Annotated in this window: 25 protein-coding genes; 14 read left to right on the plus strand and 11 right to left on the minus strand. The window is 65.9% G+C overall.

Going from position 1 to position 25,307, the window contains the following annotated elements; translation table 11 throughout:
• The first annotated feature begins 229 nt into the window (after window positions 1-229).
• The 5 genes from J7E22_RS17230 to J7E22_RS17250 all read left to right on the plus strand — a co-directional run bounded on the left by J7E22_RS17230 (window position 230) and on the right by J7E22_RS17250 (window position 5,189).
• Window positions 230-1,093: an N-acetyltransferase gene (locus tag J7E22_RS17230; RefSeq protein ID WP_214983068.1), complete on the plus strand. Its 864-nt coding sequence runs from the start codon at window positions 230-232 to the stop codon at window positions 1,091-1,093.
• Between the two features lie 423 nt (window positions 1,094-1,516).
• Window positions 1,517-1,978, plus strand: a complete 462-nt coding sequence (locus J7E22_RS17235) for a MarR family winged helix-turn-helix transcriptional regulator (RefSeq protein ID WP_214983069.1) — start codon at window positions 1,517-1,519, stop codon at window positions 1,976-1,978.
• Between the two features lie 56 nt (window positions 1,979-2,034).
• Window positions 2,035-3,234, plus strand: coding sequence for an MFS transporter (locus J7E22_RS17240; RefSeq protein WP_214983070.1), 1,200 nt, complete (start codon window positions 2,035-2,037; stop codon window positions 3,232-3,234).
• A 3-nt stretch (window positions 3,235-3,237) separates the two neighbouring features.
• Window positions 3,238-3,813 (plus strand): isochorismatase family protein, encoded by a 576-nt coding sequence (locus J7E22_RS17245; RefSeq protein ID WP_214983071.1) that lies wholly within the window; start codon window positions 3,238-3,240, stop codon window positions 3,811-3,813.
• Window positions 3,810-5,189, plus strand: coding sequence for an MFS transporter (locus tag J7E22_RS17250; protein WP_214983072.1), 1,380 nt, complete (start codon window positions 3,810-3,812; stop codon window positions 5,187-5,189). Before J7E22_RS17245 ends, J7E22_RS17250 begins: the two co-directional genes overlap by 4 nt.
• 246 nt (window positions 5,190-5,435) lie before the next feature.
• On the opposite strand, the gene J7E22_RS17255 is transcribed toward J7E22_RS17250, so the two are convergent.
• The 10 genes from J7E22_RS17255 to J7E22_RS17300 all read right to left on the minus strand — a co-directional run bounded on the left by J7E22_RS17255 (window position 5,436) and on the right by J7E22_RS17300 (window position 13,023).
• Entirely contained in the window at window positions 5,436-5,927 is a 492-nt protein-coding gene (locus J7E22_RS17255; RefSeq protein WP_214983073.1) for a GNAT family N-acetyltransferase, read from the minus strand.
• Complete coding sequence (locus J7E22_RS17260) at window positions 5,924-6,295, minus strand: RidA family protein (RefSeq protein ID WP_214983074.1); 372 nt, start codon at window positions 6,293-6,295, stop codon at window positions 5,924-5,926. Before J7E22_RS17260 ends, J7E22_RS17255 begins: the two co-directional genes overlap by 4 nt.
• On the minus strand, window positions 6,292-7,047 hold the full coding sequence (locus J7E22_RS17265; protein WP_214983075.1) for a pyridoxal phosphate-dependent aminotransferase: 756 nt from the start codon (window positions 7,045-7,047) through the stop codon (window positions 6,292-6,294). Before J7E22_RS17265 ends, J7E22_RS17260 begins: the two co-directional genes overlap by 4 nt.
• Window positions 6,984-7,451, minus strand: coding sequence for an aminotransferase class I/II-fold pyridoxal phosphate-dependent enzyme (locus J7E22_RS17270; RefSeq protein ID WP_214983076.1), 468 nt, complete (start codon window positions 7,449-7,451; stop codon window positions 6,984-6,986). The genes J7E22_RS17265 and J7E22_RS17270 overlap by 64 nt, the downstream gene beginning before the upstream one ends.
• Window positions 7,452-7,480: 29 nt before the next feature.
• Window positions 7,481-7,969: a YbaK/EbsC family protein gene (locus J7E22_RS17275; protein WP_214983077.1), complete on the minus strand. Its 489-nt coding sequence runs from the start codon at window positions 7,967-7,969 to the stop codon at window positions 7,481-7,483.
• Window positions 7,962-8,513, minus strand: a complete 552-nt coding sequence (locus tag J7E22_RS17280; RefSeq protein WP_214983078.1) for a helix-turn-helix domain-containing protein — start codon at window positions 8,511-8,513, stop codon at window positions 7,962-7,964. Before J7E22_RS17280 ends, J7E22_RS17275 begins: the two co-directional genes overlap by 8 nt.
• Window positions 8,514-8,768: 255 nt before the next feature.
• Window positions 8,769-9,350, minus strand: a complete 582-nt coding sequence (locus J7E22_RS17285) for a TetR/AcrR family transcriptional regulator (RefSeq protein WP_214983079.1) — start codon at window positions 9,348-9,350, stop codon at window positions 8,769-8,771.
• A gap of 52 nt (window positions 9,351-9,402) precedes the next feature.
• Window positions 9,403-10,314 carry an alpha/beta fold hydrolase gene (locus tag J7E22_RS17290; RefSeq protein ID WP_214983080.1) on the minus strand — a complete coding sequence of 304 codons (912 nt, stop codon included), beginning with the start codon at window positions 10,312-10,314 and terminating at the stop codon, window positions 9,403-9,405.
• Between the two features lie 51 nt (window positions 10,315-10,365).
• Window positions 10,366-11,961 carry an MDR family MFS transporter gene (locus J7E22_RS17295; protein WP_214983081.1) on the minus strand — a complete coding sequence of 532 codons (1,596 nt, stop codon included), beginning with the start codon at window positions 11,959-11,961 and terminating at the stop codon, window positions 10,366-10,368.
• Between the two features lie 486 nt (window positions 11,962-12,447).
• Window positions 12,448-13,023, minus strand: a complete 576-nt coding sequence (locus J7E22_RS17300) for a TetR/AcrR family transcriptional regulator (protein ID WP_214983082.1) — start codon at window positions 13,021-13,023, stop codon at window positions 12,448-12,450.
• Between the two features lie 101 nt (window positions 13,024-13,124).
• Here J7E22_RS17300 and J7E22_RS17305 point away from each other — a divergent pair, with 101 nt between their 5' ends.
• The 5 genes from J7E22_RS17305 (at window position 13,125) to J7E22_RS17325 (ending at window position 17,259) form a co-directional block, all read left to right on the plus strand.
• Entirely contained in the window at window positions 13,125-14,366 is a 1,242-nt protein-coding gene (locus J7E22_RS17305) for an MFS transporter (protein ID WP_214983083.1), read from the plus strand.
• On the plus strand, window positions 14,363-15,292 hold the full coding sequence (locus J7E22_RS17310) for an alpha/beta fold hydrolase (RefSeq protein WP_214983084.1): 930 nt from the start codon (window positions 14,363-14,365) through the stop codon (window positions 15,290-15,292). Before J7E22_RS17305 ends, J7E22_RS17310 begins: the two co-directional genes overlap by 4 nt.
• Before the next feature lie 278 nt (window positions 15,293-15,570).
• Complete coding sequence (locus tag J7E22_RS17315; RefSeq protein WP_214983085.1) at window positions 15,571-15,846, plus strand: recombinase family protein; 276 nt, start codon at window positions 15,571-15,573, stop codon at window positions 15,844-15,846.
• 466 nt (window positions 15,847-16,312) lie between these two features.
• Window positions 16,313-16,498, plus strand: coding sequence for a hypothetical protein (locus J7E22_RS17320; protein WP_214983086.1), 186 nt, complete (start codon window positions 16,313-16,315; stop codon window positions 16,496-16,498).
• 80 nt (window positions 16,499-16,578) lie between these two features.
• On the plus strand, window positions 16,579-17,259 hold the full coding sequence (locus J7E22_RS17325) for a MarR family transcriptional regulator (RefSeq protein WP_214983087.1): 681 nt from the start codon (window positions 16,579-16,581) through the stop codon (window positions 17,257-17,259).
• Window positions 17,260-18,342: 1,083 nt separating this feature from the next.
• On the opposite strand, the gene J7E22_RS17330 is transcribed toward J7E22_RS17325, so the two are convergent.
• Entirely contained in the window at window positions 18,343-18,507 is a 165-nt protein-coding gene (locus tag J7E22_RS17330; protein WP_214983088.1) for a hypothetical protein, read from the minus strand.
• A gap of 321 nt (window positions 18,508-18,828) precedes the next feature.
• On the opposite strand from J7E22_RS17330, the gene J7E22_RS17335 reads away from it, so the two are divergent.
• The 4 genes from J7E22_RS17335 (at window position 18,829) to J7E22_RS17350 (ending at window position 24,625) form a co-directional block, all read left to right on the plus strand.
• Entirely contained in the window at window positions 18,829-19,596 is a 768-nt protein-coding gene (locus tag J7E22_RS17335) for a hypothetical protein (protein ID WP_214983089.1), read from the plus strand.
• 2,039 nt (window positions 19,597-21,635) lie between these two features.
• The gene (locus tag J7E22_RS17340) at window positions 21,636-22,595 is read left to right on the plus strand and encodes a ParA family protein (RefSeq protein ID WP_214983090.1); all 960 of its coding nucleotides are present in this window, start codon (window positions 21,636-21,638) and stop codon (window positions 22,593-22,595) included.
• 322 nt (window positions 22,596-22,917) lie between these two features.
• Entirely contained in the window at window positions 22,918-23,286 is a 369-nt protein-coding gene (locus tag J7E22_RS17345; RefSeq protein ID WP_214983091.1) for a hypothetical protein, read from the plus strand.
• Window positions 23,287-23,485: 199 nt separating this feature from the next.
• Window positions 23,486-24,625 carry a replication protein RepA gene (locus J7E22_RS17350; protein WP_214983092.1) on the plus strand — a complete coding sequence of 380 codons (1,140 nt, stop codon included), beginning with the start codon at window positions 23,486-23,488 and terminating at the stop codon, window positions 24,623-24,625.
• The last annotated feature ends 682 nt before the right edge of the window (window positions 24,626-25,307 follow it).

Consider the following 25,307-nt stretch of genomic DNA (forward strand, 5'->3'; position numbering starts at 1 on the left):
GACACTGTCCCGGATGACGATCACCAAACGAGACGAGCCGAGGAGTCAGACAGCGTCCGGTGGACCACCCGTTTGCGCGACGGTGATGACACAGAGCGCTGCGACATGGCCGACAGGGAGCGGATCTGCTCACAGTTCGAGGTCGGCATGCCGGCTGCCCCCCCCCCCCCGGAATCGTCGGTAGGTGCGGCCACGGGGTATACCGCGACCATCGTGGTGAGATTGAGGCATGAGCATCGCCGTATCGAAGCCCGTCCTCGAAGACCTCGACGACGTTGTGCAGACGTTGGCGACGTGGCAGCGAGACGACGTGCCCCTGCAACTCCATCCTGGGGACCTGGGGTGGCACTGGCGTCACGGCTCCGCCGCGGTTGCACGCGACCTTCGCGTGTGGAGAGAATCCGGCCGGATTGTCTCCATGGGCTTCCTAGACGGTCCTGAGGTTTTGAGGATGACGGTCGCACCCGAGCGGTGGTCCGACGCGGACCTCGCCAGTCGTATCAGAGCTGACGTGACCGAGGGAAGCGCCGAGATCCTGTCCGGAGAGAAAATATCGGTTGAAGCCCCCAACGGCTCCGCGCTCCAAGAGGCCTTCCGTTCGGCGGGCTGGGCGGCGGGCGAGGCGTGGACGCCGTTGTCTCGAAGTCTTGAGCGTCCAGTAGAGTTGCCGGGGCTGCTGCGTGTCGAGGTTGTGGGAAGCGGCGCCTCCTCTGCTTTCACAGCCGTCCACCGCTCCGCTTGGAACAACCCGAATTTCACCGACTCGGCGTGGTCAGTGATGGCCGCCACGACCGTATTCACGAGTGCACGGTGTCTTCTGGGCCGCGATCGCGACGGTGTCCCCGTGGCAGGGGTTATCGTGTGGTCCTCGGGTAAGGGACGACCTGGGCTCCTCGAACCCATGGGGGTCCGCGCCGAATATCGCGGCCTTGGTTACGGGACTGCAATCTGTCTGGCCGCGGCTGCCGCACTGCAAAATATGGGTTCTTCGACAGCGTCGGTCTGCACTCCAAGCGCGCTGCTCAGTGCGGTTGCCACTTACCGTTCAGCCGGTTTTGTGCCGATGGCGGAACGGTTCGACTGCGTTCGATGAGTGACGGGCGGTGCCAGGTAAACGACGGTGGATTCGCCTCGCGCGAGTTGTCGAAGGGGTACGCAACGGCCAGCCGCGCGACGACCGTTCCGAACGCCGTGAGTTCGTCGACGTCGCCGAGCTGCGCGAACCTGGTGGCCACGGCGCCCGGTGAACGATCGCCTATCGGGGCGTCAGATTGGCCTCGCTCGTCCGCCGCTGCGTCGTATCCGCTTAGCCGTACTGGTGGCCCAGGCGAGGGTTGCGGGGCGGTGTTCGCGTGCCCGACGTGGTGACGTTGTTGAGGAATCGGAGCCCGTTGCCAGAGGGGCTCGAGCGGCGTACCGCCAGTACGCCACCGTTATGAGTTCTGCGCGGCCGGACGTCCCGGTGCGCGGGGCACCAACGGTGTACCTATGTCCGATCGCTATGTATAGTAGGCATATGCGCGAAGCTGACGTCCGTCGCCTCCAGGAACAGCTCAAGGCCTTCCACCGTCGCCAGCGAAAGGAGTGGTCCTCCCCGGAGGGGCTGACGCAGACAGCAGTGCGTGTGATCGGCTCCATCGCACGTCAACCGGAGGGGAGCCAGCCGGGTCTGGTCTCGGATGATCTAGGGCTGGCGTCGTCGAACGTCGCGGCGGCCTTGCGCGAGCTGGAGTCTCGCGGGCTCGTCACTCGGACCAGAGACGTCCAGGACACGCGCCGAACGAACCTGCACCTCACAGTCGCCGGCGAAGCCCTGGTCGCCAGCAGCCGGGATGAACGAGACGACTGGCTCTCCCGCGCCATCGACGCCGTCTTAGACGACAACCAACAGGCCGTGTTGCTCGAAGCCGGCCTGCTCCTTGAGAAGCTTTCGCAGTACGACGTGATCGCCGGGTCTACCGATGGGGTTGCATCGTGACAGACCCAAGAACGGCTCTGCGGCAACGGATGAAAGCCGCGGGCTCTGCTCTTCGGGTGCGCAACTACCGGCTCTACTTCTTCGGCCAGTCGATCTCTGTCGGCGGCAGCTTCATGCAGACGCTCGCCCTGTCATTCCTCGTCCTCCAGACAACGGGCAGCGGCACCGACCTCGGCATCATCGCCGCCGCACGGCTGCTGCCGTTCGTTCTTCTGGGCCCTGTCGGTGGCGTGATCGCTGACCGATACAACAAGCGACGCCTGCTGTACGTCACTCAGTCCGCGTCCGCCGCCGGCGCCCTGATCTTCGCTCTGCTCGCCGCCCTGGGCGACGTCAGCTTCCCGGTGTTGCTGGTTCTCTCCCTGGTCTTGGGCTGTTTGACCGTGCTCGACAATCCCGCGCGGCAAAGCCTCATCGGCGACCTTGTGCCGCGGAAGGCTCTCGCTAACGCTGTGATCTTAAATTCGATCTCGTTGAACGTGGCACGCGTCCTGGGCTCCGTCATCGGCGGAGCGCTTGTGGCCTTGGTCGGTGTTCCGCTGTGCTTCGTGATCAACGCCCTCTCGTTCGTCGCCGTCATCGTGAACCTGGTGCGCATGAAGACCACCGACATGATCGAGCCAGTCAGGGCGCCGAGAGCACCAGGTCAAGTCCGGGAGGGCCTCCGCTACGCCGCCCGCACACCCGAGCTGCTGTTTCCGCTGCTCATGCTGACCATCACCGGGATCCTTGCGTACGAGTTTCCGACCACGCTGCCCCTCCTTGCCACCGGCGCGTTCCAGGGCAACGCCGCCACCTACGGCGCTATGGCTGCCGTCATGGCTGGCGGCGCCATCGTCGGCGGCCTCGTCGCTGCGAGCCGCAACTCCCCCCGGAACTCCGCCTCACTCGCCCTCACCGCTGTGGGCTGGGGCGTCGCCATCCTCGTCACCGGTCTCGCACCGACCCTGCCGATTGCCCTGGTCGCCCTCGCGTTCGTCGGCTACGGCAGCATCACCTTCAATTCCACCGCCAAGACCACCCTGCAACTCGCGGCCCGACCGGAGATGCGGGGCAGGATCATGGCCCTCTGGGCCCTCGCCTGGGGTGGCAGCACCGTCATCGGAGGGCCCCTCGTCGGCTGGGTCGCCCAAGAGTTCGGCAGCCGCTGGTCACTCATCATCGGCGGCGGACCCACGATCCTCCTCGGACTGATCCTTCTGCCCTACCTCCGCAATCGCGACCGGAAAACCAGCCCCATCCCAGAAGAGAGCTGAACCATGCCTATCACCACAATCGACCCCACTGCCGCCCTCATCCTCGTCGACCTCCAAAAGGGCATCCTCGGCGCACCGACAACACCGGTCCCCATCGACACCGTCCTGGCCAACGCCCGCGACCTCGCAGCGGCATTCCGCAGGAGCGGCCACCAGGTGATCCTGGTCAACGTCGCCGGAGGCGCTCCCGGCCGCACCGACGAACACCAGAAGCGGGCCGCATCGGGCGCTCCTACGGCGGCCCGGCCAGAAGGATGGATGGAGCTTGCCGATGAGATCGACGCGCAGCCGTCCGATCACCGGATCACGAAGACCACCTGGGGCGCCTTCAGCGGCACAAGCCTCGACGAGCACCTCAAAGAACAGGGAGTCACCCAAGTGATCCTCGGCGGCGTTGCCACGAGTGTCGGAGTGGAATCAACCGCCCGCAACGCGCACGAGCTCGGCTACCACGCTGTCCTCGCGACTGATGCGATGAGCGACCGCGATAGTGAAGCCCACCAGAACAGCACCAGCCGCATCTTTCCCCGCCTTGGCGAGACGGCAACAACCGCCGAAATCCTCAACCTGCTCGTATGACGACAGCGACTGGTGGGCAGTTCGACCGGCGGCTGATGCCGCCGATGATTCTCGGCGCGGTCCTGAACCCGATCAGTTCCTCCATCATCGCCGTCGCTCTCGTGCCGATCAGCCTCGCGTTCGGAGCCAGCGCCTGGGCTACAACTTGGCTGGTGTCGTCGCTGTATCTGGCGACGTCGGTCGGCCAACCGCTCGTCGGTCGGCTCGTCGACACGTTCGGCCCGCGTCGGCTTTACCTCATCGGAACGACAATGGCCGGGATCGCCGGCGTGATCGGCGCGCTGGCTCCCGACCTCGGTGTGCTGGTCGTCGCTCGTGTGATCCTTGGCTTCGGGACCTGCGCCGGCTATCCCGCAGCCATGTACCTCATCCGTAGCGAAGCCAAGCGCACCGGACAGGACAGCCCGGGTGGCATCCTGACCGCACTCGCCGTTTCCAGCCAGACCATTGCCGTCATCGGTCCAACGCTTGGCGGTCTCCTCATCGGTGTCGGCGGCTGGCGCACCACGTTCGCGATCAACGTGCCCCTCGCGATCGCCTGCATCATCCTCGGCGCCATCCGGCTACCCCACACCCCCACCACGGGCGGCTTCCAGGTGCTGCGGAAGCTCGACTACGCGGGAATCCTGCTCTTCACCAGCACGCTCGTGACGTTGCTGCTTTTCCTCATGGGCATCCGCCCAGCCAATGCGTATCTCCTCGCGATCGCAGTCGCCGCTGGCACGGGGTTCGCGTTCCGGGAGCTGCGCTGCGCCGACCCGTTCATCGACATCCGCGTCCTCGGCGGCAACCGCCCTCTGCTCTTCACCTTCGCCAGAAACTTTCTCGGCTACACCGTCTCCTACGGATTCATCTACGGCTTCACCCAGTGGCTGGAAGACGGCCGAGGCCTCAGCGCCTCCGTCGCCGGAATCGTCCTCATTCCAATGTTCGCCGTAGCAATCCTCGTGTCGAGTCTCACCGGTCGCCGTAAAGAGATCAGAGTGAAGCTGCTCGTGGGTTTAGCCACCCAAATCGTCGCTTGCGCGCTCCTGCTATTCCTCGGGGGCAGCTCGGCCATCTGGATGCTTCTCGTCGTCGCGCTGGTGGTCGGTGTTCCCCAAGCGCTCAACAGCCTGGCAAACCAGAACGCCGTTTACTACCAGGCCGACCCAGCACGCCTCGGCGCCTCGTCCGGCCTGCTACGGACATTCACCTACCTAGGAGCGATCGTCGCATCCGCAACCAGCGGTGCCTTCTACGGGCAGAGAGCCTCCACGCAGGGGCTTCATGAACTCGCGATCTTTCTCCTCGTTGTCGCCGCTTTGTTCTTCGCCCTCACGCTGATCGACCGTTCCCTCCAAGCCGCCACGGCCGCACGAAATATACAAAAATGAGCGGGCCGATCACGACCAAATAAAGTGGCGTATCAGAACCACCAACTTACCTTCTTCAAGGCGATGAGGAGGTTGACGCCCTTGGTAAGGCAGCTGCGGGAATGGCTGCACTTAAATCAGTGCAGTAATGTCGGATATTTGCGCTCTGAATGGCGGGCATCGACAGTTTTGGCCATGCTGACCGCGCGATAATAGCCGGTTGACCAAACGCGTCGTCGCTGCACCCTCGGGCTGGTGACGTATTCGTCAGTCTCGTCGGTAGAGGTCTAAGCCGTTCAGACGTCCCTGGTACTCGAAGAATCGACGGGTCAATACTCGGGCGGAGAAGATGTTATTTGGGGATACGCGTGCAGATAGCTGGGGCGTCTCGTAGACGCCGGGCAGTACCTCCAGGGCGCGGTCGATCATGGCGCCGGCCACTCCTCGCCTCCAGTGCTTCGGGGCGACCCGGTAGCCGACCTCGATCGCGTGCTCTCGTCGCGTCGATACGAACAGGCCCACGGCCTGACCTTCCTCTTCGGCGACGAACCAGCGCACCGCACCCAGCTGGTCGGCTGGGTCCTGGCGTAGGGCGAGTTGTGTTCGCTCGTTGATCTCTTCGTCACCCCACGGCTGACCGTCCCCCACGAAGCGCGTCACGCGCTCGTCACGGGCCATGGTGGCGAAGAAACCCAGGTCCTCTTTCTGGAAGGGCCTGAGGACGATGATGGGCGCGCCCGTCTCCCAGTGCTCCGTCATTGATTCACCGCAGCTATGGCTTGGATCTCCACAGTCAGGGTCGACAAAGCCAGTTGTGTGATCAGCGTGGTGCGTGCGGGTGCGTTTTTGGGCCATCGCTCATTGAACGCCGAACCCCAGGCAGGGAGATCATCCGGTGACGCGAGGTACGCCTCGATACGGAGGATGCTGGCAGAATCCCCGCCGGAGCTCTCGACGACCCCGATCAGGGCATCGAGTGCTCCGTTCATTTGCTCGGAACTACTCCGAGCGAGACCGCGGAGAGCAACTTCGTCGACGATCCCGGCGGCGTAAATCAGACCGGAATGAACGACGGCTCCGGGGAATTCGGGTAGCTGCCCCGGGACGCGTCGCGTGGTGTCGTTCATGACCATGCCTCGTCGAATCGCGCTCGAAGGTCGCCGAACCTCTCGAGTGGTTCGTTTGCGAACACGAGGCGGACGTACCGGTCTCCGGAGGGTCCCCAGCCGGTCATCGGGGTGGCGGCAATGCGCCCACGTTCGAAGAGCCGCTCCGCCGCCTCGAAGGCGGAGAGCCCCAGCGGAACCGTGTCGATGAGGAGAGACCAGCCGCCATCGGGTCGGATGACCGGGTAGCCGGCGAGCTGGTCGACGATCGCATCGCACCGGGCCTTCCAGATGGCGGTCGCGTGGGCGACATCGTCGTCAGCGTCCGGAGCCGATAGGGCTGCCGCGACTGCTTCCTGAGCAATCCCGACCTGGCAGACGACGTTGCTGAGTCCGACGAGGTTGATGTCCCGGAGGATCTCCGCCGGTCCGACGACCCAGCCGACCCGCCACCCGATCATGCGCAGCTCCTTCGACGCGGCGCCGACGGTGATGGTCCGCTCCGCCAGACCATCAACGTGAGCTGGATGAACTCGCTCGCCGTCGTCGAAGCGGATACGTTCCATCGCGGCGTCGTAGATCAGCCATGCGTTGGATCTTTCCAGCGCCCGGGCGAGGGCATCCCAGTGCGCTTTACCGAGTACGGATCCGGTGGGCATAGCCGGTGACATCATGAGCACCGCAGCGGTCTTCGGAGTGACTGCCGCTGCTAAGCGTTCTGGATCGACCTGCCAGCCTTCGACTGCGGGCTCGAGCGCAACGAAGCGAGGCACGCCGCCGGCGAGGTGATGCGGTTGATGAGCCCCGCGTAGATCGGGTCGACGATCACGACCTCATCTCCGGGCTCCACGACGGCGAGCAGAGTGTTCAGGATCCCGTTGAGTCCGCCTGCGGTGATCACGCATTCCGTCGCCGGGTCGTAGACACGGCCGGCCATCCGCCCGACATGCGCGGCGGCGGCCTCGCGGAGGGATGTTCCCCCTTGGAAGGGCAGGTAGCTGTTCGCACTGTCTTCCTCGATTGCCGAGAGCGTTCGGCTGATCGCTATGGCCGGTGGTCGCAGATCAGTGTCGAGGTTTTCCAACCGCAGCATGGAGCTGTCGGCGAGGGCATCGGCGCGATCGCCCATGACGTCGACACCGATCCCAGGAATGTGCTGCAGGCGAGAAACGGTCATGACTGTCTCCAGGATTTCGTTCGGTGGGACTAGTTGGCGGAGACGTGGACGTGGGTGCCACCGGTGATCGCGGTGAGCTGTGCGAAGGTCAGCGGCATGACGGTGTGCGGGGTACCGCCCGCAGCCCAGATCGTTGCGTACGACGCCAATGTGTTGTCGATCACGGTCTTCACCGGTTCCGGGTGCCCCACCGGGGCGACCCCGCCGATCGCCTGTCCCGTGACGGTTCGGACCTGCTTCGGCGTCGCCATCACGATCGCAGCCGCGCCGAGCTGGGCGGCGAGGACGTCCGGGTCCACGCGGTGCCGGCCGCTGGTCATCACCAGAACCGGTTCGTCGTCGGCGAGGAACAGCAGGCTGCTGGCGATCGCGCCAACGTCACAGCCGAGCGCCGCCGCCGCCTCAGCGGCGGTGCGAGTTGAACCCGGCAGCTCGCGCACGCGAGCGGGGATCCCCGCGTCAGTCAGGTGCTGCTGGACGACCCTGCTGCGCTCGGGCAGACGCTGATCATCAGTCATGGTGGGCGCTTCCTTCGTCGGATGTGGTGTGGTCGGGGTAGTGCATGAGCAGGACGATCTCGGCAGCATCGTCGAGCGCCTCGAACTGGTGCGGAACATCGCCCGGATAACGCAGGCTCTCGCCTTCCCCCAGCTCGCGTTCAGCTCCCGCCGGGCCGACGAGGACGCGGCCTTGGACGACCGTGACGGTCTCCTCGACCCCCACCGCGTGGGAGTGAGACCGCTGCCGACTTGCCGCGAGCGTCGCTCGGTAGAACTCGACCAGACCGGTACCGACGGTCCAGCGGCCAAGAAAGACCGCCGTGACCGACGCCCCGGCGATGCTCTGATCACCGGCAGTGCCGTGGCCGGACAGCAAGGCTCCCAGAGGTGCGTTCAGTGCTGTGGTCAGCGCGAACAAGGTGTCGAGCCGAGCGCCACGCCGATCGTTCTCCAGCTCGGAGATCGTGCCCTTGCCGACGCCACTCAGCCGTGAAAGCTGCGACAAGGAGACACTGCGATCGTTGCGGAGCTGTCGCAGTCGTGAGCCAACGGACTCGTCCATCACACCACCGTTCTGTTAACAGAACGATATGCTGATGTCCCCGCTCTTGCAACTCAACGCGCATGCTCCGCGCACTCTGATTGGGCCCCACGCTCAACTCCAGACCAATCGATGGCGCCGTGTCCGTAATCGGTCGTTCGTGAGACGCCCTTCGATCTCAGCGCGAATGTGAGCAGCAGCCCTGAGTGGCGTAGTCCTGGCATCGCTCTGCGGCGCGTCAACCCATGGCGCGGCCGGATCCGGAGTGAACGCGGCTCAGTGCCTCGTGAGTGCGGTGGTCGCTCGTCGTGCTGCAGCGAGCACGGTATCGGCGGGGCTGTGTTGCAGGTCGCCGAGCCGGAGTGTGGCGCTGATGGTGTCGAACGCGAGCTGCGCGTAGAGGCGATCTTCGTCGCTGGCTTCGGCGCCGAGTATTTCGTCGATGAGTCGGCCGTATCCGTTCTGGATCGTCTCGGGGCCGTCGGAGAGCCGGCGTAGCTCGGCCTGGTTTGCTCGAGCGAAACGGAGCCGGTCGAGTCGTTCTGGTGTGGCCTGATCGATCCATCGCAGCGCGGCGCGCTGGAGCAACTTGTCGTCCTTGGGCTGCTCGCGGACCCAAGCCAGGAGTTCGTCGAGTTCCTGGCCGCGTTCACCGAATAGAGCCAGCAGGATCGCGTCCTTGTTCGGGAAGTGGTGGTACAGCGACGACTTCGTCATCCCGAGCTCTTCGGAGATGTCCCGGATGGAGGTGCCTTCGAATCCGCGTTCGGTGAAGAGGCGTTCCGCGACCGAGAGAATCTTCGCCCGTGTCGCGATGCCTCTCGGCCGGGGCGTGATCCCGGCTTCGGTGGTCGTCATGGCCTTGGTCCTCCGCCCTGATCCTATGGTCTCGCCTGGGTGGTCTCGTGGTTCACGATGCGGCTGGAGCCGTCGGCACGGCACACGTGAGCGCGAAAGCGAGCTGTTCGAGTTGGAACGCGTCGCCGACGGCGTGGAAGTCGATGCAGTGCCCGGCGGTAGACACGACTCGCGCGTCGACGGCCGGTGAGCTCGAGAACAGCGCGGCGTACTCGTCGAGGGGCTGCTGGTCGGCGACCCAGAACATGTCATGCTCGCCCTGCCGGATGTGGACGGGGACCGTGATGCGGGCACCCTCCTCCGCGGCGAGCACATGCCAGGTTCGGGCGAAGTCGGCCAGTTCGAGGTCGGGTGTCAGCGAGTCCGCGTCGTGGCCGAGCGCCGGCATGTCGGCCCGGAGAGCCCAGTCGGGACCGAACATGGCGAAGTCCTTGAACTTCGCTGGCGTTGCGACGAGCTCGTCGTCCGGGTCTTCTTCCGGCTGCTGGTCGGCGTCATCCTCGTCGTCAGGGCGCAGGGTGACACCGGAGACGGCGACGCCGAGCAGCGGCCATGTGGGCTTCCTGCCGGCCAGGGTGACGGCGACAGTGGAGCCGATGGAGTGCCCGATCAGGACGACTCCCGCCTTCTCGGCGCCGTGCTGCGCCCAGAGCTCACCGATCAGGTGATCGAGGGCTTCGGCATTGTGGATGATGATCGATCCGTCGTGTGAGACCGGGGTGCTGCTGCCGTACTCGGGACGGTCGATGGCGATCGTGGTGATGCCGTTGCGTGCTGCTGCGTCGAGGAGGGAGTAGCCGTCGACGTCGAAGTACTTCGATGTGTAGGAGCCGCCGTGGAGGGCGACGAGCATCGGCGCTCCCGGCCGTGGCTCGTCCGGGATGCGGATGAGTCCCGAGAAGTGCATACCGGTTGCGGGGCCGTCGGTGGTGATCATGTGGTCGAGAGAGATCGTCTGGGTCATGGTGTGCTCCTTGAACGGTGCTGGTTGGTTGGGCTTGGGGGCGTGGTTAGTTCAGTGCTCGGAGGTGGTCGGCCCCGTGGCTGTCGCGGCGGGTGCTTGCGCGGCGACGCGAGCCGAAGTTGCTCGGAGTGGGACTTCTTTGATCAGCAGACTGAGGATCAGACCGATGACGGCGAGACCGGCCGCGATGAGGGCTGCGAGATCCATGGCGTGCGCGAATCCGTTGAGGAACGGTGCCGCAAGGGCTGGGTCGAGTTTGCTCAGGAAGCTGGTGTCGGCGAGACCGCCGCGAATTCCAGATGCGAGGACCTGCCCCTGCTCGGGGTGTGCTGCGATTGCGGCGACGAAGCTTGCGGAGGAGCGGGCGTGGTCGTATGCGGCGGTGATGGCGCTGGTTGCCGTAGCGAACAGGATGGAGATCAGGAGGGCGGTCCCGGCGGTTGCGCCGACGTTGCGGAAGAACGTACTGCTCGCGGTGGCGACGCCGAGGTCGCTGATCTCGACGGAGTTCTGCAGGATCAGGATGATGGTGTTCGCCGTCGCTCCGAGTCCCACACCAACCAGGAACATCAGAACGTCAACGAAGACGAGTGAGGTGTCTGGCGTCACCGTGGACAGGCCGAGGAAGGCGACGACCTGCACGGCTGCACCGAAGACGGGGAACACCTTGGTGCGTCCGGTGCGTCGGACGATTCGACCAATGACAATCGAGGTCGCGCTGATACCGAGGACCATCGGGATGAGCAGGAGCCCAGACTGCGTGGGGCTCGCGCCGCGCACGATCTGGAGGTAGAGCGGCAGGACAGCGAGTGCGCCGATCTGCACGGCACCGGTGACGAACGTGATCAGCACCGGCACGGTGAACTTTCGCGTTCGGAACAGTCGGAGGGGTAGGAGGGCGTCCGGTCCCATGCGGTGCTGCCACAGGAGGAAGACTGCCGTGGCGATGCCACCGACGGTGCAGCAGAGCACTGATGCGGTTGAAGTCCAACCCCAGTGGCTGCCTTCTTCACCGGCGAGGAGGAGTGGGACGGTCGCGACGACGAGGAATCCGGCGCCGACGAAGTCCATGCGGCGCCGGATGCTGGAACGCTCAATTTTAAGTGTGCGGGCGACGATGACGAGGGCAGCGAGCCCGATGGGGATGTTCACCCAGAACGCGAACCGCCACCCCGCGATGGGACCGATACTCGCCGTGTCGGCGAAGAAACCGCCGACGAGGGGGCCGAGGACGCTGGAGAACGCCATAGTGCCGGCAAAGTACCCCTGGTACTTGGAGCGCTCACGCGGCGGGATGATCGTGCCGGTGATCGCGAACGCCAGCGACATCAAGCCACCGGCACCGAGACCCTGCAACGCGCGGAACGCCGCGAGCAGCGGCACCGACGTTGCAAGCCCGCAGAGGGCGGAGCCGATGAGGAAGATCGAGATAGCCGTCATGTAGAGCGGCTTGCGTCCGAAGACATCCGACAGCTTCCCGTAGATGAGGGTGGTGATGGTCGAGGTCACGAGGAACGAGGTGGTGACCCATGCGATCTGGTCAAGTCCCCCGAGGTCGTCTCCGACGGTGCGGGCGGCGGTCGAGACGATGGTCTGGTCGAGCCCAGACAGCAGCATCCCGAGCAGCAGGCCGGACAGAACGCTCATTGTCTGGCGGTACGTCATCTCGCTCGAGGCGGATGGTGGTGTCGGTGTTATGAGCTGTCCCCTTCCATAACTGAACGATCGTTCGTTCTGCTAGCCACGGTAACAGAACGATCGTTTAATCACAAAAGCGGTGGATGCGCGTGCCCGAAAACGATGGCGGGTTCAAGGGGTTGTCGCGCCACCATGATGTTGGCGGAGGGCCTTGATGGGTGCGGACGGGGTTGTCAGTCGAGCAGCAGGACGTGCTCTGGGAACGGCGGCGGAGGGCAGGAGAGCCCTTGCGGGTGATCGCCCGTCAGCTCGAGGTGCCGCGGCGGCGACTCCTCGGCTTCCTGGAGTCCACGGGCGGAGTGAAGCCGCCGGGCCGGCAACGTGCCCGGCGGCATCTGAGCCCGCAGGAGCGTGAGGAGATCTCCCGCGGGCTTGCAGCTGGGGTGAGCTGGGGTATACCCCAACTGGACGGCGGTGGCGGCTTGCTGACCTCTATTAGTCCGACAGTCTTACGGCACGCACGCCGTCGACCGTGACGGCGACGATGCTGGCCAGGTCGGCAGCACTCGCGCCTGCGCGGTCCATCACCGCTAGAGCCTGATTCGTGCCGACGACGGAGAGGGCCAATACCCCTGGTTTCAACGTCCCACCCTCTAGGGCCGCTTCCACGCGCTCTCGTTGTCGTTCGAGGAGCGCGCGGACGTGCATGCGGCTCGTGTCGTCGAGCGTCGGCGCGGCCATCGCCGAGAGCGCGATGAGGCACCCGCCCGGCAGGTCGGGATCGGCAATGCGTGCGAGCACCACGTCGAAGAACGCCTGGATCGCCGCGGCGGGATCGGAGTGCCCGGCCAATGCCGCCTCGTACTGATGACCAAACGTGTCGGCATAGCGGTCGAGCGCCCGGCGGAACAGCTCGGGCTTGCCTCCGAACGTGCCGTACAACGATCCCTTACCGAGCCCCGTCGCCGTGACGATGTGGTCGAGCGATGTCTCCGCGTAGCCACGCTCCCAGAACAGGGCCATCACCGTGTCGAGCGCGCCGTCCACGTCGAACTGCTTCTTCCCCGCCATCAAAACCTCCGGATTCCAGTGTAACCAAGCTTGACCGATCAGTCCAACTATGTTGGACTGATCGGACCAACATGAATGCCGACGGCGAGGGAGCACCCACGATGACGACCATCACCCCACGAAAACGAAGCCGAACGACCTCTCGACGGAGCACCCGCATCGGTTTCTGGCTGGTCGCCGCGGTCTATGCGGTGGCGATGATGGGCGGCACTCTGCCTATCCCTCTCTACCGGTTCTGGTCGGCGTCGATGCATTTCGGGGCGTTTGGCACGACGGCGATCTTCGCTGTCTACGCCTTCGGTGTTCTCGTTTCGCTTCTCGTTTTCGCAACCCTGTCGGACGAGCTCGGACGCCGCCCGGTTCTCATCGGCGCTCTGATCGTGCTCGGCATCAGCACCGCCGTGTTCCTCGTCGCCGGGGACCTCACCGGTCTCCTGATCGCCCGGTTCGTGTTCGGCCTCGCCGCCGGCGTCATCACCGCCACCGCGAACGCCGCCCTGGCCGAGCTCGCCCGGAAAGACAAGCCGCAGGCCCCGTCGACCATGTCGACGGTGGCGAACATGGGCGGCCTCGGGCTCGGAAGCGTCGCCGCCGGCACTGTCGCACGGTTCTTCTCCGACCCCACGCACGAGGTGTTCTGGTGGTACCTCATCGTCCTCGGCCTCGCGGTGATCGCCGTCATGGCCGTCCCCGAGACCGTGAAGAGAGAGACTGGACTGCGCCTTGAAATCCGGCGACCATCGCTTCCGGGCGGCCACGACCGGCGGATGTTCCTCGGGATCCTGGGCCTCGTCCTCGCCGCCTTCGCCGTCAACGGCATCTTCTCCTCGCTCGTGCCCGCCTTTGTCCAGAACCGGCTGCACATCGACGACGCGTTGGCCTCGGCGGCTCTGGTCAGCATCGTCTTCTTCGCCGCCCTCCTCGCTCAGGTACTTCCGCACCCGCGCATCGCTGACGGGCCCCTCGCCGGGCCGGTGATCCTGATCGCTGGCTCCATCGTCTTCGAAACCGGAGTTCTCGTCGGATCCCTTCCTCTGTTCGTCGTTGGCACCGTCGTTGCCGGCGCCGGTGTCGGCCTGGTGTTCGGCCGCGGCATCGGCATGACACAGCACCTAGCAGACCCCGAACGGCGGGCCGACATGGTCGCGACGTACTTCCTGGCCGCCTACATCGGTTCGACAGTCCACGCTCGGTCTCGGCATCTTGAATCAGACCCTCGGCACCACGGCGTCGACGCTCATCCTGTTCGTCGTCATCGTCGTCATCACCGCGATCGGCAGCGGTCTCGCCGCCTGCCGAGCCCGCCGATAGCAAATCCCCACCCACGAAAGGCATCCATATGACCGAGCCCACCAGCACCCGCACCGCCCTCGTCTGCCCCGGCAGCGTCGCGACCGTCCCCCACCTTCCCGCCGGGTTCACCGACCGCTTCACGAGCACCCTCGTCGACACCGGCACTGTTCGCTTGCACGTCGTCACCGGTGGAACCGGCCCCGCCCTGCTGCTCCTCGCTGGCTGGCCGCAGACCTGGTACGCCTGGCGGCACGTCATGCCCGCCCTCGCCGAGCACTTCACCGTCATCGCCGCCGAACCCCGCGGAGTCGGGCTCTCCGACAAACCCGACGGCGGCTACGACACCGGCACGCTCGCCCATGACATGGTCAACCTCATGGCCGTCCTCGGCCACGACCGGTTCACGATGGTCGGCCACGACATTGGGATGTGGACCGCCTACGCCATCGCGACCGACCACCCCCAAGCGCTGGACCGGGTCATCGTCGCCGAAGCCGCCATCCCCGGGCTCACCCCGTCCGCCCCCATCTTCAGCAACGACCTCGTCAACTCCAAGCTCTGGCACTTCGGGTTCAATCGCCTCCCGGCGCTGAACGAGATCCTCGTGCGTGGCCACGAGTACGAGTTCTTCTCCGAGCAGTTCCGCACCAAGGCCGCCACACGAGACGCGCTGCCCGAGCATGCGATCCACGAATACGTCGACGCGATTACCCGCGATCCCGCGGCCCTGCACAGCAGCTTCGAGTTCTACCGGGCTCTCGAGACCACCATGGCCCAGAACGTGCAGCGACAGCTCGCCCCGATCACGATCCCGATCCTCGCCATCGGCGGAGCCCTAGGCCTAGGCGAAGGTGTCGGCACCACCATGCGCCTTGCTGGCACGAACGTCACCACGCTCCTTATCAACAACGCGGGCCACTACCCTGCGGAAGAGAACCCAGAGGCCTTGATCGAGGCCATCCTGAACTTCCGTTAGCAACCGTGATCACTAAACGCGTCACGCACGCTGGTGGCCACCACCGTTCTGTTAACAGAACGATATGCTGATGTCCCCGCTCTTGCAACTCACCGCGCATGCTCCGCGCACTCTGATTGGGCCCCACGCTCAACTCCAGACCAATCGATGGCGCCGTGTCCGTAATCGGTCGTTCGTGAGACGCCCTTCGATCTCAGCGCGAAATCGGCGCGCCGCAGTCTCACGACCCGTGTCCGCGATCTATGTACCGAACCCGACCTTCGCGTTACAGTTCCGGCATGGCATCGGTCGGGTACGCGCGGGTCTCAACGCGGGAGCAGCACGCGGAGGGGCAGACCGATGTCCTCGACACCGCCTATTGCGAGAAGGTGTTTGTCGACCATGCCTCCGGCACGCTCGCGACCACGCCGGCGCTCACCGAGGCGCTCGGCTACCTCCGACGTGGCGACACCCCGGTCGTGACCAAGCTCGACCGACTGGGACGGTCGGTGAAGAACCTGAAGCAGATCGCCGATGAGCTCCACGACTCAATGTCGTCCGAGACGCCGGTGTGAGCGCCGCGTCCGGATACCTCCTCAGCCGACCCACACCCGCCGAACTCCTCCCACCCACCGGGCGGATCCGACCCGGGCCCGCGGGCGCATAGAGCCCCTCTGCCGCAATATCGCCGCCATTAGCCTCCCGGAGCGGGCGAGCCCAGCGCGCTTCGTAGGTCTGCGGTTTCGAGCAACCGACAGAGCGCAGCACCTTGAAGCACTTCCGCACGGCGCTGCTGATGCCGCGATGCCGCGATGTGTCGATGCCGTCGTCCGGCGGTGCCTACCCGGAGTGGTTCATGCCGCAACGGTTCGCGAAGTTCGGACGGAGCCAAGCGTTCCCGGGGCAGTCCGCATCCCAGCGCCTGAGTCGTCTACTGCGTATACCGTACGTTGGGGAAACCTTTTATTGCGTGAACGACTGCGGGGGTGACACACTTCGGTGCCGGCTGACGAAGACCGGCGATGACGAAAGCGACACGCCATGCGCAGCAGCTACCTGCCGATGACCGGCCCGTCCCGCACCGGGCTGACCCACGGCCACGTTGGTCTCACCAACCCGACCATCATCGAGGCGTACGCGTCCCGCCGCGCGGAGGACCCGTCCTTGCTCAGCTCGGGTGTTGGCCCGTCCTACGCTGACTTCTTCGGACAGCAGCTGCTGTACTGACCTGGCACTGAACACCAAAAAACGCATCTGCACGACTTTTGAAAAACAACTGAACAACAATGCACTGCTAGGAGCACTCCGTGCCGTTAACCGTCGTCCGCCGTGAACATGCCCACCTGTATGCACGGGAACCGCGGTCGAAGGCCGCGAAGAACGCGGTGCAAGCGTTGCTGCGGTTGCAGCACGCGGAGGAGCAGCAACTCGAACGAGCCCGCATCGAGAGCGGCTTGTCGAAGAACGAGTTCCAGGCCGTCCGCTACATGCTGCAAGCGCACCGCGACGGCCGGGTGTTCGGGCCGAAAGACCTCGCGGTGATGCTGAACGTCTCCGCCGCGTCGGTGACGAAAATCGTCGACCGCCTCGTCACTGCCGGTGACCTCACCCGGCACGACCATCCTACCGACCGGCGGGCGCAGGTCCTGGAACCGACGGTGCAAGCGGCGAAGAAAATTGACGAAGCGTACGCCCAGTACCACCGCGTAGTCGTCGAAATCCTCGACCGACTCCCCTCGGATGAGAACGACATCCTCACCCGCCGGCTCGACGAAATCACCGACGCCCTCAACGCCGAGGACGACAAAGAACCGTTCGAAGACGAATACACCGTCAGCGACACCGACGGCATCACCGATGCAGGCGCAGCCGCTCTCGCCGGCTTCGTCATGGCCGCCGCAGGCGCAGGACCCATGCTCGGCGACGCCCGAGAAGCCCAAGCCACCGACGACGCCGATGCAACCCCGCAGACGGAGCTCTCGCACTAAGCAGCACCACCGCAGGGGCACCGTGGGCAAGCCAGACGCACTGTCCCCTTCGAGCGACCCGGTCGGAGTTTGCCCATTTCCTACGCTGCCCTCCGCGAGCCCGGGTATCGCCGGTCGCAGCGGGTAGACGGTAGCGTCCCCGGTATTCGGCTGCCCGTCCACCCTCTCCCGAAAGGTAGAGGGCGGACGGGCAGCCTTCGTCTTGTCCGCGTGGGATCCTGGCCGGGGTTAGCGGATGGCGGCCAGTCGGGGCTGTGGTAGGCGAGGCGCGGGTACCCGGTCAGCATCCGCTGTTCGTCGACGTTCCCGACGTCGTGGTCCCAATCTCGTCGGCCGTCGTCGCCCTCCGCCACGCCCTCCATCAACCGGACCCGCGCGTTCGATGCTGCGACGCAGTCACGTTGGTAGTCGGTCATGCTGCTGACGGCGCCGGCTTTGTCGAGCCATCGTCGAACCAGTCCGGCCGCTGGGCCACGAGGTTAACCGCCACCCAATCCGCACCCCGTTCGACAGTGGCGCGTCGGTCTGCACGCGGACATCGACCCGCGACGGATGCATCATCCCGCCCTGGACCCCGAACGCGTCCCCCAGGACACTCGTCTCGAGGTTCAGCAGCAACGACCCGTCCCACACCTCATGGACAGCGCGGACAACAGCGGCGGCAGCAGCAGGGTCGTCAATCACGTCGACACGGTAGTGGGAGCCGCCGACTCATGCTGCGCCGGGCGCGCCCCGTCCACTGCCCGGCCGGACCGCGTGATGTCACACCGTTGGGTTCTGCGGCTCTCGGAGCCTTTCGTCGAACTCCTGCAGACGGCTCGGCATAGTGGTGGGCTTCTGGTGGTTTAGCAGCTCAAGGGGTGGAGGCGTCAGTGGGCTGCGCAGAGGCGGTGTTGCTGACGCCGAGCTCGCTGCTCCGGGAGAGCGTGCCGTCGCAGTACACCTCGAATGGCTCGCCGCAGCGTGGGCGGACCGCGACGCAGCGTAACCGCGCGGACGCGCGAATAGCGCCTCTGCGCCGACTTCTCCCACAACGACGAACGGCCACCCCGAGGGGTGGCCGTTCGTGTACTCAGGTGCTGGTTAGTCCCAGATGGAGATCCAGTCGTTGTCGACGTGGCCGTTGCTCGAGAGCGGCGTCGGGCCTTCACCAATGGCGGTCTCAGCCTGCAGCGTCACCCGGAACGGCATAGTCGGGACCGCCTTCGTGGTGGAGTCCAGGAGCTTGCCGTCCCAGTAGAAGCGCACGATGCCGTGGTCCCACTCAGTGATAGCGACGTGGCAAGAAGATGCCGGGGTGCCGCGTCACGGATGCGCACCGAATACGGCCGCAACGAGAAGCAGAGCCGACGAAACGACGGACTGTCCGGCGCAGCCGCAGCAGCACACGACGTTCGCGTCCAGGCGGGCTCGCGCACCGAGCTGCCGGCGGACTTCTCGTCGGTCCGAGGCCCGCGGTCGCCGCATGTACGCAGGTGTTCGGGCGGATGTCGGACACTTGGTATAGATGGCGGTTGTCCGCCCGAGCCCACCCCGTTCCCCAAGGAGATTTCTCGGCCCGCAGTCGCCGTGCCAGCCGGTGAGGGCATCACCCGGCACTTGCAGGACGGCAGCGTCATCCTCGCTGCCACCAACCCGTCGACGGGTGTGACTATCCTCGGCACGTCGAACACCGACGTCGTCGCCGCCATCATCGACGGGTACGACGCGACGGACACGCAGGAAGCGTTCCTGCAGCGGTTGGACTTCGCGGTGAAGACCGCCGCGTTCCAGCAGGGCATCCTCGCCGTCATCAGCCAGGAGGAAGGCACCCTCGACATCGCCACCGCTGGCGAGGACACCCTCACCGCGTTCTTCGCTGACCGTTCGGAGCCTGCAAAGGTGACGGAGTGGACCTCCCCGGTTCCGCTGGTGCACGTCGCGACGCACTACGAGCGGTACGGGGAACTTCCCCGCCCGACGGGTGAGAACGTGCACCTCCTCGACCCGTACACGGAGGTGACGCTGCTGCTGTCGTTGCAGGAAATGGGCGCCCTCGAGGTGTCGTTCCGTGACGAGGACTACGGGGCCTTTCGCCCCATAGCTTCCATCAGCAGCATTCGCGCCGCACCACTGCCGGTCTACTGGTACCGGCAGGGCGCGCCGCACATGGTTGTCGGGGCCGTGGTGCATCTGCCAAGAGATGGTGCGGCGATGCGAGTGGGCACCGTCCCGGGCCTCCCTCGGCTTCCCCGATCTACCGGTACCGGGCGAGCGCTTTCAGCGTGGCGAACATCTCCTCCCGCGACGGCGTCCCCCGGCATCCGACATGCGCTTCCACCGCTTCACCGAACGTGACGACGCCGTCCGTGGAGAACAGGTGGATGCGCGACGCGGTACGCCACGTCGCGCGACTCGGGTCCTCCAACGCTAAGTACAGGCGGTAGCGGGCGAACCGTCCGGCTCGCTTGGTGGTGTTCGGTCGAGCAGGACGCATCTGCGTCCCCTGTGAGCCGTCGCGTTCCCCTCGACAGATGGTGATGAGGTCGAACGCGCGCTCCGTCTCTTTCTGAGCCAGTGGTGGCGCGGTCGGATGCTGCACGGGCATGGTTCTCCTACATAGCGAAAGCTGGGGACGACCCTCGTCCCCAGTTTTCCTATGAGCGGAACGTCGGAGGTTCCCGCTGATGGCGTGGTGGCCGGCCGGGACAAACGCGCGTGACGCTGCGCGCCATCCGGTCCACATCGTCTCCGGTGCCGACGCTGCCGTGTGGCGCGCCGGGAACGAGCGCTCCATGGAGCCCGAAGGGAGGTCGAAGGTGAGCCCGAGCGCGTCGAACACCTCGGGTGGGTTGCACCAGGAGTTGGAGACGGTTCCGTTCCGCGTACTCGTTGCGGGCTGCTGCGGCTTTCTTCGCGGCGGCGATGACGCGGGTGTCCGCGCCGGTGTGGTCAGTGAGGTCGTTACCGAAGATGACCGCCCCGGTGCCATGAAGCAATCGTCGCTGCGCGCCGGTTCCGTGGCGACGGGGCGGGTATTCGCCGGCCTCCCCCGCGGCGACATTCCCTCCGTGCAGGCAGTCCTCGACACGCTCCGAGCCGCCTGCGCTTATTCTGCGACCAAGTGGGCAGCGCCCAGAAGGCGGGTTCCTTCGCCGTGACGGCGCAGTACGCCTCGAGCAGGTCGTCCGGTTCGTACCCGGCCGTCGCCGCCAGATAGGCGAACGTCGACGTCGTCGCGTACGCGAGCCCGAACGTCCACCAGACGCCGCGGCTGACGGTCACCGGGTTCACATGCATCACCGGCGGCTTCACCGTTCTCTCCCCGTACACAAGGTACCGCGGGTAGTGGCGAAGGGTCTGCAACGCTGACCGCCGCGCTGCGTGCAGCGCCAGCGCCGCCAGCCCCAGTCGGTCCCTCCCCCGCATCACCACACCCTGATGCGCTGACCAGCTCGGTAGGTGCAGATTAGTGAGCTGCGCAAGTAACTCATCGCCGGAGCGCCGCGGGTGAACGTCAGCCGATGCATCAGGAGCGCTGACGACTCCGTCAACCGCCGGTTCCCGAAGAACGGACGCAACCGCCGCACCTGATGCGGCCGACCCTCCAGCGTCCCACCGACCAGCGCCAACGCCGGCCCGTCCGTCTTCGCCGCAGTGATGATGAGCTACTCCCTAAGGCGCCGCACGCGCAACACCTAACCCGGAGCATGCGCCGAAATCACTGGAACGGATGCGGCCGTCCGAGACACTAAGTTCTCCGGAGCAGTCACCGGCACATCAATCGGCTGCTCGCTCTCTCCGTGCTGACCCGCGCAGCTGACAGCCAACCACGGCGGGGTGGTCCTGGCGCAAATGGCTGGCCTGGCGCGCCTGGCTCAACTGGCGCTGATGGCACGTATGGCTTACGCAACGGTGCCGCCGATCCGCCACCGCAGGGCGTGGCCTAGGGCGCTGTACGGCCCACAGAGCCCCTTGACCCCCGTTATGAGCCATTCACCCGTGGCGCCCCGCGTTCGAGCGCCTCCGGCCGATTCACGCTAACTGGCGCACCTGGCACACCTGGCATAGGCACGCTGCGCTCTGTGCAAAGCCACGGCGTTCGGATGCTCGTGCGCCACGTAAGCCAGCACATCTGGCGCACCTGGCGTCGCCAGAGCATCTGGCTTACGTCTATGCCATACATTCTGGCCCCGCCAGAGCCGCCAGGCGCGCCAGCCGTTCTGGCCTGCGCGTATGCCATCTCAAATGGCTCAGCCATCACGCCTGGCCCGGCTGGCCTGCGCTGCTAGACTGCGAGCGACCATCACCGGCGAACTCCGTGTTCGCGCGAGACCGACTTGCGTAGGCCAGATGCGCCATCTGCGCCTTCTTTGCCAGGTTGGGGAGGAGACCGTATGCCAGTCCCAATTGACCGCTCGTACCTGCAACGAGTGGTGGCCGTCATCAACAACAAGGGCGGGGTGGGTAAGACCACCCTGGTGTCCAACATCGGGGGGCTGCTGGCGCGCAGCGGGTGGCGGGTCCTGGTTGTCGACCTCGACCCGCAGGGCAACATCGGTGATGACCTCGGGTACGTGGACACGGACAAGGACGACAACGGGGCGGCCCTGTCTAAGTCGCTGCTGTTCGGTGACGACCCGGCTCCGCTCATCGGCGTTCGCGAGAACCTCGACGTCATCCCCGGCGGCCCTCGCATCACTGACATTAGCGACGCCCTGGGGCAGAAGATGGGCCGCGGGGGAGTAGAGACGCTGAACGCCCGACTGAGCCTGGCGACCATGCTCGCGAAAATCTCCGCCAACTACGACCTGATCCTCCTCGACTGCCCACCGAACAACGACACGATGCAGTCGGTTGCCGCTGCCGCGTCCCGTTACATGCTCATCCCTGGTCGACCCGAGAAGGCCAGCAAGAAGGGCCTGAAGTTCACCGCCGAACGCCAGGACCGGGTCCTCGACCTCAACCCGGACCTCGACCTGCTCGGCGTCATCATCTTCGACTCCAGCAAGAGCGCGTCGCGGGTCCGCAGCGACTGGGCGGCGGCCGTAGTTGAGGACCTCGGGGGAGCGGGCGCGAAAGGAATCGTGTTCGAGAACTACATCCGTCACGCCGAAGGGGTCGCCAAGGCTGCACGTGACAAAGGGATGCTGGTTCACGAGCTGGATGAGTTCGTGCAGGCATCACCGAAGTGGTACGAACGACTCCGCAAGGGGCACTCACCTGAGCCAGCCGGCCCGCAGTCCGCAGGGACCGTCGCGGACAGCCTCGTCGCTGTCACCGAGGAGTTCATCGGACGGCTGACCGCGAAGGAACAAGAGGAAGCTGCTCGCGCACAGGAGGTCGCTCGTGCCTGACCGCATTGTCTCCGCGCCACCCGCACCACCTCGGCCAGTGGGGGAGAAGCCCGCACCCGCAAGTTCCCTCATCCGAGCCAACCGGTCGCTCAGCGGACCGCCACCGCTTTCACTGCCGGTCCCGCAGGCGCAAGTCGACACGACAACGACACCTGCTGAACCTGCGGTTGAAGTATCGGAGGTCACCACCCCGGTGCTCCCACAGGCCGAGCAGCAGCATCAGCCTCCGGGCACCAGTGTGGACCTCCCTGCCGCTGCCGCAACTGTCGCGCCAGCGACCGCGTTTGTCGAGCCCGCTGGCATGCCAGCCGTGGTACAGCCCGTGGCGGCGACCGCCCCGGCTCTGGTGGTACCGACCGACGTGCAGTCACCCCAAGTCGTCGCGCCTGCAGCTGCCGATGTGTCCCCAGCTCCACAGCGGAAGCGTCGCCGGAATGCTGACCCCAAGGCTGGCAACCCGGACGACCTGTTGAAGGTCACGTTCGATGTCCGCCGGGAGGACCGGGACGCGTTCAATGCCGCGGTTAAGGCGGCGGTGCTGTTCGAGGGTCACAAGAACGCCGGCGCCTTCCTCGCATATATCTACAACCGTGAGAGGGAGCGGCTCGAGAACGACTACAACCAGGGTCGCCCCTTCGAGCGTCGAGACAAGCCCTTGCCTCGTGGTGGGTCCTTCCAGAAGAGCAGCTGAGACCGCGACCAGGGGGAGCCCGGCGCGCGAGTAGGCGCCGGGGAACGTCGGAGGATGCCCGTAGTTGTGGGGGAGTGGGCGCGACCAGGACCCCTGCGGTGCGCGAGTACAGTCCCGACACGCCGAGGTATCGTCCACTCTCGTCTGCATCTGCAGGCCATGCTTGCCCAACACGTAATCACCGAGCGGGGAGAACCGGATGACGAGCGACACCGCAGCCGCCGACACCGGCGACGAGCAGAGGGACCACGGCGACCACGCGGCCGCAACGACGTCGTCGCACAGCGAGGTGGAACCGAGACTGGGTGCGGCGATGCCGTCGCACTTCCCGAACCTGCCGTCGCCCATTGAGGTACCCCGGGACCGCGTTCGGCTACTGAACTACCGGGATGCGCTCGATGCGAACGGCGGACGCCCCCAGGACATCGCGTTCTCGGCCCGAGTCTGGGCCCAGGTGTCCCTCCCGTACAAGGATCCGGGCGAGGTTCCGTTCTGGGTGCGTCGCAACGGTGACATCACGCTGAGGGTGCAGCCGGCGGCCATCACCGACCGTGAAGGCAACGACCAGGCTGCGTACCCGTTCGGGATCCTCCCTCGGCACATCATGACGTGGATGGCCTCAGAGGCGGTGCGCACGAAGAACGAGGAGCTGATCCTCGGTGACACCATGCAGGAGTTCATGGAGAAGCTCCAAATCGAGGTGGGCGGGAACAGTCGCCGGCGTCTGGCGAACCAGATGGAGCGCGTCTTCGGTTCACGTCTCAGCGTCGAGGGTCTCATCGTCGGCGCTGACGGGCAGGGCTACGGGCAGGCGAAGGAGTACTTCCCCATCGCGGAGAGCACGCAGCTGTGGTTCAACGCACACGGCGAGCTCGGCTCGAGCGACCATCCAGGCCTCTGGGACTCGAAAATCGTGCTCTCTAAGCGGTTCTTCGACTCCATCATCGAACGACCCGTCCCGGTGGACCCCGGAGCTCTGCGCGCTCTCGGCGCGAAGCCGCTCTCGTTCGACATCTACGTCTGGATTGGGTACCGGCTGTACGACGTCAGCTACCCGACGAGGATCTCCTGGGCGGACCTGTTCAAGCAGTTCGGTTCGCAGACGAAGCGGCTTCGCGACTTCCGCACTGCGTTCGTTGCGGCCATCCGGGACATCGCCATCATCATGCCGGAGCTCCGCTTCGACCTGGAGCCGGACTACTTCGTCCTGCACCCCGGGCCCACCCCCATTGAGCAGACATCGAAACGACGGAACGTGCGCGCCCCGCGGGCTACTCGCCGGCTCCGCGCTGTCGAACCGCTTGACTCGAACGACGACGCGCCAGACGCGGGGGAGTAGCCCGAGAAGAGTCCCGCCTCGGCCGTGCTCGAGGCGCGACCAGAGTCCCCCATGACCTTAGCCGAGGCGAGCGCGACCAGAGTCCCCCGACGAGGGATTCTGGTCGCGCTGTTCGCCCTTCGCTGGCCGCGCGCGGGCTGCTGGGGGACTCTCGTCGCGCGTACCGTCGCGGGATCCCTGCGGCTGAAGGTCGGGGGGCTCTTGTCGCGGCGGCGGTGGCGAGGGACGGTCACCAGCTCCGGGGCAAGGTGCGGGGGACTCTTGTCGCGCACACCCCCCAATAAGCTCGGAGAACAACGGCTGGGGAGGGCCTCTTGTCGCGGTCTCCAGAGGATTGTCGGTCCGCTGCCTTGGCTCAGGGGGTTACCGCGCAACAGCGGTGGGGCTTCGCGGCCCCTGCCCCGCACTCAGTGGGGACTCTTGTCGCAGGCAGCTTTGAGGGGATTCTGGTCGCGCGGAACCGGCTGGGCCCCACCGTCAGTACTGCGCAGGCCGGCGACGGGCGTTGCGGGAGGGATTCTGGTCGCGCGGAACCGGCTGGGCCGCACCGTCAGTACTGCGCAGGCCGCTCCGACGGGCGTTGCGGGAGGGATTCTGGTCGCGCGGAACCGGCTGGGCCGCACCGTCAGTACTGCGCAGGCCGCTCCGACGGGCGTTGCGGGAGGGGGCCTGGTCGCGCGGA

Source organism: Curtobacterium sp. ISL-83, from assembly GCF_018613895.1.
Taxonomy (GTDB): domain Bacteria; phylum Actinomycetota; class Actinomycetes; order Actinomycetales; family Microbacteriaceae; genus Curtobacterium.